Here is a 7,760-nt window from a genome sequence, read left to right on the forward strand (position 1 = left end):
CCCCGCGCCCCGCTCACCGGAACGGCACCTCCTCCGTACTCGCCAGAATCTCCGCGAGATGCACCGGCCGCACCTGCGACCCCAGCCGCGACAACGTCCCCCCGATGTGCAACTGGCAGGAATTGTCCACCGTGCACACCGCCGAAGCCCCCGTCGCCATGATGTTGCGCGCCTTGTCCGCCCCCATCGCCGCCGACACCGCCGCGTTCTTCACCGCGAACGTGCCACCGAAACCACAGCACTCCTGCGCACCCGGCAACTCCACCAGCTCCAGACCGCGCACCGCCGACAACAGCCGGCGGGGCCGCTCACCAAGACCCAGCATCCGCAGCCCATGACACGTGGGGTGATACGTCACCCGGTGCGGGAAGTACGCCCCCACATCCGTCACCCCCAGCACATCCACCAAGAACTCCGTCAGCTCCAGCGTGCGCGGCACCACCGAGGCGGCCAGCTCCGCCAGCTCCCCACCACGCCCCTCCGCCACCGCCTTCCGGCCGATCCGCGGATAGTTGTCCCGCACCATCGCCGCACACGACCCCGACGGCGCCACGATGTAGTCGTACCCCTCGAAAACCCTGGCATAGCGACGCACCAGCGGCTCGCTCTGGAACCGATAGCCCGTATTGAACTGCGGCTGCCCGCAGCAGCTCTGCTCCGCCGGAAAGTCGACACACACCCCCAGCCGCTCCAACAGGCTCACCACCGCCCGCCCCGTCGCCGGATACAGCGTGTCATTGACACACGTGATGAACAACGCGACCCGCATCACCGCCCCACCTCCCGGCCGGCGACCCGGGCCGCCGCCCGCTCCCACGCGCCCGCGTCACCCATGGGCTCATGGTGCCGCAGCGGCACGGTCGCACGCAGCAAACCCCGCAACTCGGCGAGTCCACCCCCCAGCACCCCCGCCGCCCTCGCCTGCACCAGCACATTCCCCAGCGCCGCCGCCTCCGCCGGACCCGCCACCACCGGCAACCCGCACGCATCCGCCGTCAGCTGGCACAGCAGCTCATTCCGCGCCCCGCCGCCCACCACATGCACCGCATCCACACTCCGCCCCGACAGCCGCTGCGCGTCACGCACCGTCGCCCGGTGCGCCAGCGCCAGCGAATCCAGCACACAGCGTACGGTTTCGGCCGCATCCCTCGGCTCCGGCTGCCCCGTCCGCGCGCAGGCCGCGGCGATCCGCCGCGGCATGCCCCCGGGCGCGATGAACTCCGGATCGCCCGCGTCCACCACCGACCGCAACGGCTCGGCCCGCGCCGCGGCCCGCAGCAGCGGCCCCAGCTCGTACCCGCCACCCGCCCGCTCCCACTCGCGCAGACACTCCTGAAGCAGCCACAACCCCATGATGTTCCGCAAATAGCGCACCGTACCGTCCACCCCCAGCTCATTCGTGAAGTTGGCCCGCCGACTCTCCTCGGACAACACCGGAGCGCCCAACTCCACACCCGCCAGCGACCACGTACCGGTCGCGATGTACGCGAACCGCTCCCCGGCCGCCGGCACCCCCACCACCGCCGAAGCCGTGTCGTGCGAAGCCACCGCCCACACCGGCACCCGCCCCGAAAGGCCGGCCTCCGCCCGCACCTCCGACGTCAGCTCACCCGCCGCATCACCCGGCAGCCGCAGCGGCGCGAACAACCCCAGATCGATGCCCAGCGCCCCCGCCACCACCGGCGACCACGTCCGGGCCCCCGGATCGATCAACTGCGTGGTCGAAGCATTCGTCAACTCCGTACCGGCCCGCCCCGTCAGCCAGAAGGCCATCAGATCCGGGATCAGCAACAGCCGCCGCGCCGCCGCCAACTGCGCCGACCCGCGCGCCGCCACCAGCTGATACACGGTGTTGAACGGCAACTCCTGCAACCCGGTGGCCGCGTACAACTCACCCGGCGGCAGCACACCGGCCACCCGAGCGGCCACCCCATCGGTACGGCCGTCCCGATAGTGCACCGGATTGCCCAACAACGCGCCCGAACCGTCCAGCAGCCCGTAATCGACCGCCCAGGAGTCGACACCGACCCCCGCGAGCGGACCACCGGCCTCCCGGCCGGCCGCCCGCAACCCGGTCAGCACCCCGTCCCACAACGCCAGGACATCCCAGTGCAAAGTGCCCCGCACCCGCACCGGACGGTTCACGAACCGATGCGCCTCACGCAGCGACAACTCACCGCCACCGGCCCGCGCGAGCATCACCCGGCCACTGGAAGCACCCAGATCCACCGCGGCGAAATCCCGCGCGGCACCGGAAGGACGAGAGGCAGACACAACACTCCTCGGAGTCGACAGGGGAATCAGCGCAAGAACGCCGCGGCCACCCCGGCATCGACCGGGATGTGCAAACCAGTGGTATGGGTGAGCTCCCCACCCGTCAGCGCGAACACCGCCGCCGCCACATGCTCCGGCAGCACCTCCCGCTTCAACAGCGTCCGCTGGGCGTAGTACGCACCCAGGTTCTCCTCCTCCACCCCGTACACCGCGGCCCGCTTCGCCCCCCAACCACCCGCGAAAATCCCCGACCCACGCACCACACCATCAGGATTGATGCCATTGACCCGGATACCGTGCTCGCCCAGCTCCGCCGCCAGCAACCGCACCTGATGCGCCTGATCGGCCTTGGTCGCCCCGTACGCAATATTGTTCGGCCCGGCGAACACCCCGTTCTTCGACGAGATGTACACGATGTCGCCACCCAGACCCTGAGCGATCATCACCCGCGCCGCCTCCCGGGACGCCAGGAACGAACCGCGCGCCATGATGCCGTGCTGAAGATCCCAGTCCGCCGCCGTCGTCTCCAGCAGCGGCTTGGAGATGGAGATCCCGGCATTGTTGACCAGCAGATCCACCCCGCCGAACGCCAGCGCCGCCGCCTCGAAGGCCCCCGCGACCTGCTCCTCCGAGGTCACATCGACGGCCACCGCGACCGCCCGGTCCGGGCCGCCCAACTCCTCAGCCACCTCCCGCGCCGCCGCCTCGTCCCGGTCGGCGACCACCACACACGCCCCCTCGGCCACCAGCCGCCGCGCCGTCGCCCGACCGATGCCACTGCCACCGCCCGTCACCAGCGCCACCCGGGACGCCAGCGGAGCCGGCGCCGGCATCCGCCGCAGCTTCGCCTCCTCCAGCTCCCAGTACTCGATCCGGAACTTCTCCGACTCCTCGATGGGCGCATAGGACGACACCGCCTCCGCACCCCGCATCACCGCGATGGCGTTCACATAGAACTCACCCGCCACCCGCGCCGTCTGCTTGTCCTTCCCGAAGGAGAACATCCCCACCCCCGGCACCAGCACGATCGCCGGATCCGCACCCCGCATCGCCGGCGAACCGGGCTCCGCATGCCGCTCGTAGTACGCCCGATACTCCTCCCGGTACGCCCCGTGCAACTCCCGCAGCCGCGCCACCGCCTCCTCCAGCGGCACCCCCGCCGGCAGATCCAGCACCAACGGCGCAACCTTCGTCCGCAGGAAATGATCCGGGCACGACGTACCCAGCGCCGCCAGCCGCGGATGCTCCGCACGAGCCAGGAACTCCAGCACCGGCTCCGCATCCGTGAAGTGCCCCACCTGCGGCCTGTCCGTGGACGCCAGCCCCCGGATCACCGGCGCCAGCGCCGCGGCCCGCACCCGCCGCTCGGCCGGCGGCAGCGCCCCGTACCCCGGCAGCTCCGCACCGAACGGCTCCGCCACCCCCCGCTCGGCCAAAAACGCCTCCGCGGTCCGGATGATGTACAGCGAATTCCGCTCGCACTCCGCACTGGACGCACCCCACGCCGTAATCCCGTGCCCCCCCAGCACACAACCGATGGCCCCCGGATGCGCCCGCCGCACCGCCGCGATGTCCAGACCCAACTGGAACCCCGGCCGCCGCCACGGCACCCACACCACAAGATCGCCGAAGCACTCCTCGGTCAGCGCCTCACCATCGGCCGCGCACGCCAGCGCGATCCCCGAATCCGGGTGCAGATGATCGACGTGCGCCGCCTCCACCAGACCATGCATCGCGGTGTCGATGGACGGCGCCGCCCCACCCCGCCCGTGCAGGCAGTAATCGAAGGCCGCCACCATCTCGTCCTCCCGGTCCACCCCGGGATACACCTCCCGCAGAGCCCGCAGCCGATCCAGCCGCAGCGCGGCCAGCCCGCCCTCGGCGAGCGTGCCCAGATCACCACCCGACCCCTTGACCCACAGGAGCTCCACCTCACCCCCCGTCACCGGATCCGTCACGGACCCCTTCGCGGAGGTGTTGCCACCGGCGTAATTGGTGTTGCGCGGATCGGCCCCCAGCCGGTGCGAACGCTCCAGCAACTGCGCCACGATCTCCGAGTGCCCCATGATGATCAAGCCCCCCATCCGGCCTGCTGACCGCCCCGGCGTTCCGCGACGATCCGCTCCGCCCAGCCCGAGCGCGCGTACGCCGCCATCGGATCCGGATCGAGCCCCTGCTCCTGGCGCACCTCGGCCAGCAACGGCCGGACATCGGTGTTGTAGGCATCCATCAGGACGGCATTGGCGGCCAGCACATCACCGGCCGACTGCGCCGCCCCCAGCGCCTCCCGATCCACCAGCAGCGCCTTGGCCGTCGCCTCCTGGACATTCATCACCGAACGGATGATCGCCGGGATCTTGGCCTCCAGGTTGTGGCACTGGTCGAGCATGAACGCCACCTCACTGGTGAAGCCGCCGCCCCGCACCACCTCGTACATGATCCGGAACAACTGGAACGGGTCAGCCGCCCCCACCATCAGGTCGTCGTCCGCGTAGAAGCGCGAGTTGAAGTCGAAGCCGCCCAGCTTCCCCTCGCGCAGCAGCAGCGCCACGATGAACTCGATATTGGTGCCCGGGGCGTGGTGCCCGGTGTCCACCACCACCTGCGCCTTCGGACCCAGCTTCAGACAATGCGCGTACGCGGTGCCCCAGTCCGGCACATCGGTGGTGTAGAAGGCGGGCTCGAACAGCTTGTACTCCAGCAGCATCCGCTGATCGGCGCCGAGCCGCTCGTACACCGCCGCCAGGGCCTCGGACAACCGGTCCTGGCGGGCGCGGATGTCATCCTGCCCGGGGTAATTGGTGCCGTCGGAGAACCACAGCTTGAGATCGCCGGAGCCGGTGGCGTCCATGATGTCGACACACGCCAGCAGATGATCCAGGGCCTTGCGGCGCACCGCCGCGTCCGGATGGCAGACGCTCCCGAGCTTGTAGTCGTCGTCCTGGAAGACATTGGAGTTGATGGCGCCGAGCCGCAGCCCGAGGTCACCCGCGTACGCGGCGAGATCCGCGTAGTCATCGACCGTGTCCCAGGGGATGTGCAGCGCCACGCTCGGTGCCACCCCCGTGAACCGGTGCACCTGGGCGGCGTCATCCAGCTTCTCGCGCGGGCTGCGCGGCACTCCCTGCTGCGCGAACACCTTGAACCGGGTGCCGGAGTTTCCGTACGCCCACGACGGGGTCTCGATGGACTGCGTGGTCAGGGCCGCCTTGACGGCGGATGGAGCGGTCATGCGATCAGGGCTCCCAGGCAGCTGTGAATCGTTTCATAGAGACGCTATGAGGCGCCCGGATCGCTGTCAAGGGAGCAGCGAGCCGCGATCTTGACGCCGACGGACGGGGTGACTAGCTTGCCGGAAGCGACATGAAACCTTTCAGAGACAGAGGTGGGCCCATGCCACGCGTGTGCTTTCTGCTGAAGGTGCGCGAGAACCGCGTCGCCGAGTACCGCGAACGCCACGCCGACGTCTGGCCCGAGATGCGCCAAGCCCTCACCGAATCCGGCTGGCACAACTACTCCCTCTTCCTCCGCGAGGACGGAGTGCTCGTCGGCTACCTGGAAACCGACGACTTCGCCGCCGCCCAGCGCGCCATGGCCGCCACCCGGGTCAACGCCCGCTGGCAGGCCGCGATGGAGGAGTTCTTCGAATCACTGGACGGCGCCCGCCCCGACGAGGCGATGCGACCGCTCACCGAGGTCTTCCACCTTCCCTGAGCACATACCATGGCCCGGCGGCAAAGCACGGCTGAGTGACGAACGGGGCAGGTCGGATGGCACAGACGGTGGGCATCAAAGAGGTCGCCCGGCAGGCGGGAGTGTCGGTGGGCACCGTCTCGAACGTCATCAACCGCCCCCACATGGTCGCCGAGGAAACCCGCGAACGCGTCCTCGGTGCCATCAGCGAACTCGGCTACGTCCGCAGCGAATCCGCCCGCCAGCTGCGAGCCGGCCGCAGCCGCATCATCTCCCTGCTGGTACTCGACATGGCCAACCCCTTCTTCGTGGACGTCGCCTCCGGCGCCGAACGCGTCGCCCGCAACGCCTCCCTCGGCGTCATGCTGTGCAACAGCGCCCAGAGCGTCACCGAGGAGGCCGACTACCTCTCCCTCTTCGCCGAGCAACGCGTCCGCGGCGTCCTCGTGACCCCGGCCGACCTCACCGGCCGCAACCTCGCCGAGTTCCGCCGCCACCGCATCCCCTTCGTCCTGGTGGACCGGGTGCTGCCGAGCGCCGAGGGCTGCTCGGTCTCCGTGGACGACGTCCTGGGCGGCAAACTGGCCGCACGACACCTGCTGGACCGGGGTCACCCTTCGATCGCATATGTGAGTGGCCCGATGTCACTCCAGCAGTGCCGGGACCGCCGCGACGGCGCGCTGGCCGCCCTCACCGAGGCCGGCCTGAACCCCGCGGCACTGCGCGTGGTCGAGGCCGCCCGCCTGGACGTCCCCGCGGGCCGCGACGCCGGAGCCCGACTGCTGGGCATGACCCCCCGCCCCTCGGCCGTCTTCTGCGCCAACGACCTGCTGGCCCTTGGCGTCCTCCAGGCCCTGTTCGCAGCGGACGTACGGGTCCCCGAGGACATCGCCCTGGTCGGCTACGACGACATCGAATTCGCCGCTGCCGCCGCTGTGCCACTCACCTCGGTACGCCAGCCCGCCGTCCGGATGGGCCGCCAGGCCGCCGAACTCCTCCTGGAGGAAACCGGCGACGACGCCGAACACCACCAGCACCAGAGCATCGTCCTGGAACCCGAACTCATCGTCCGCGACTCCACCCTGCCCCCCCGCCACTGATCCCCTTGCCGACTGCGCTCGGCGTACGCTCCCGGCCCCCCGAGCGCTTCACCCGCCCGTGCCACCGCGGCCGGTCAGGCTCTAGCGTGGCGGATCATGAGCGACTCTTTCCACACCACCGTGCTCCAGCTCACCACCGGCTCGACCGAAGCGGTCATCGACCTGACCCATCGCTGCCAGAAATTCCTGGCCGACGTCGCACCCGGCTCGGACGGACTGCTCAACCTCTTCGTCCCGCACGCCACCGCCGGCCTTGCGATCCTGGAAACCGGCGCGGGCAGTGACGAGGACCTGCTGACCGCCCTGAACGACCTGCTCCCCGCCGACGACCGCTGGCTCCACCGCCACGGCTCCCCGGGCCACGGCCGCGACCACGTCCTCCCCGCCCTGCTCCCGCCGCATGCCACCCTCCCGGTCCTGACCGGCCGCCTCCAACTGGGCACCTGGCAATCGATCTGCCTGGTGGACACCAACAAGGACAACCTCCACCGCCAGGTCCGGCTGACCTTCCTCGGCTGACAGGCGACCACTTCTTCCCCACCTCCGTCGACCCCGCGAAGGCGGCCCGGGCCCGCCGGCAGCTTGCCGGAGAGGGCACTCCCGTTGAACCTGCCATATGAAGCAGCGGGCAGTGAGCACCGGGCCGCGCGCCGAGGAGGAAGCCGTTGCCACGGCCCCACCCAGGAACGTGCC

At 70.2% G+C, this 7,760-nt stretch carries 7 protein-coding genes; 3 read left to right on the forward strand and 4 right to left on the reverse strand.

Annotated elements, in window-relative coordinates:
- Positions 1-13 precede the first annotated feature (13 nt).
- From AC5WRL_RS03650 to rhaI, 4 genes are read right to left on the reverse strand one after another with little or no spacing between them, the layout of a single operon-like run.
- Complete coding sequence (locus AC5WRL_RS03650) at positions 14-769, reverse strand: (Fe-S)-binding protein (protein ID WP_496086769.1); 756 nt, start codon at positions 767-769, stop codon at positions 14-16.
- A complete protein-coding gene (locus tag AC5WRL_RS03655) occupies positions 769-2,274 on the reverse strand; it encodes a rhamnulokinase (protein ID WP_496086770.1) in 1,506 nt (501 codons plus the stop codon). The genes AC5WRL_RS03650 and AC5WRL_RS03655 overlap by 1 nt, the downstream gene beginning before the upstream one ends.
- 26 nt (positions 2,275-2,300) lie before the next feature.
- Positions 2,301-4,358 (reverse strand): bifunctional aldolase/short-chain dehydrogenase, encoded by a 2,058-nt coding sequence (locus AC5WRL_RS03660; RefSeq protein ID WP_496086771.1) that lies wholly within the window; start codon positions 4,356-4,358, stop codon positions 2,301-2,303.
- Complete coding sequence (gene rhaI, locus AC5WRL_RS03665; protein WP_496086772.1) at positions 4,346-5,506, reverse strand: L-rhamnose isomerase; 1,161 nt, start codon at positions 5,504-5,506, stop codon at positions 4,346-4,348. The genes AC5WRL_RS03660 and rhaI overlap by 13 nt, the downstream gene beginning before the upstream one ends.
- A 161-nt stretch (positions 5,507-5,667) precedes the next feature.
- Between rhaI and AC5WRL_RS03670 the strand changes: the two genes are divergently transcribed.
- The 3 genes from AC5WRL_RS03670 to AC5WRL_RS03680 all read left to right on the forward strand — a co-directional run bounded on the left by AC5WRL_RS03670 (position 5,668) and on the right by AC5WRL_RS03680 (position 7,586).
- On the forward strand, positions 5,668-5,988 hold the full coding sequence (locus AC5WRL_RS03670; protein WP_496086773.1) for an L-rhamnose mutarotase: 321 nt from the start codon (positions 5,668-5,670) through the stop codon (positions 5,986-5,988).
- 56 nt (positions 5,989-6,044) lie between these two features.
- Complete coding sequence (locus AC5WRL_RS03675; protein ID WP_496086774.1) at positions 6,045-7,067, forward strand: LacI family DNA-binding transcriptional regulator; 1,023 nt, start codon at positions 6,045-6,047, stop codon at positions 7,065-7,067.
- A 96-nt stretch (positions 7,068-7,163) separates the two neighbouring features.
- Positions 7,164-7,586, forward strand: a complete 423-nt coding sequence (locus tag AC5WRL_RS03680) for a YjbQ family protein (RefSeq protein WP_496086775.1) — start codon at positions 7,164-7,166, stop codon at positions 7,584-7,586.
- Positions 7,587-7,760 lie beyond the last annotated feature (174 nt).

This window comes from Streptomyces sp. NTD107, from assembly GCF_059510435.1.

Coding starts and splice junctions, on each gene's coding strand:
- AC5WRL_RS03650 (WP_496086769.1), bottom strand. CDS start 769: ATGCGGGTCGCGTTGTTCATCACGTGTGTCAATGACACGCTGTATCCG.
- AC5WRL_RS03660 (WP_496086771.1), bottom strand. CDS start 4,358: ATGGGGGGCTTGATCATCATGGGGCACTCGGAGATCGTGGCGCAGTTG.
- rhaI (WP_496086772.1), bottom strand. CDS start 5,506: ATGACCGCTCCATCCGCCGTCAAGGCGGCCCTGACCACGCAGTCCATC.
- AC5WRL_RS03670 (WP_496086773.1), top strand. CDS start 5,668: ATGCCACGCGTGTGCTTTCTGCTGAAGGTGCGCGAGAACCGCGTCGCC.
- AC5WRL_RS03675 (WP_496086774.1), top strand. CDS start 6,045: ATGGCACAGACGGTGGGCATCAAAGAGGTCGCCCGGCAGGCGGGAGTG.
- AC5WRL_RS03680 (WP_496086775.1), top strand. CDS start 7,164: ATGAGCGACTCTTTCCACACCACCGTGCTCCAGCTCACCACCGGCTCG.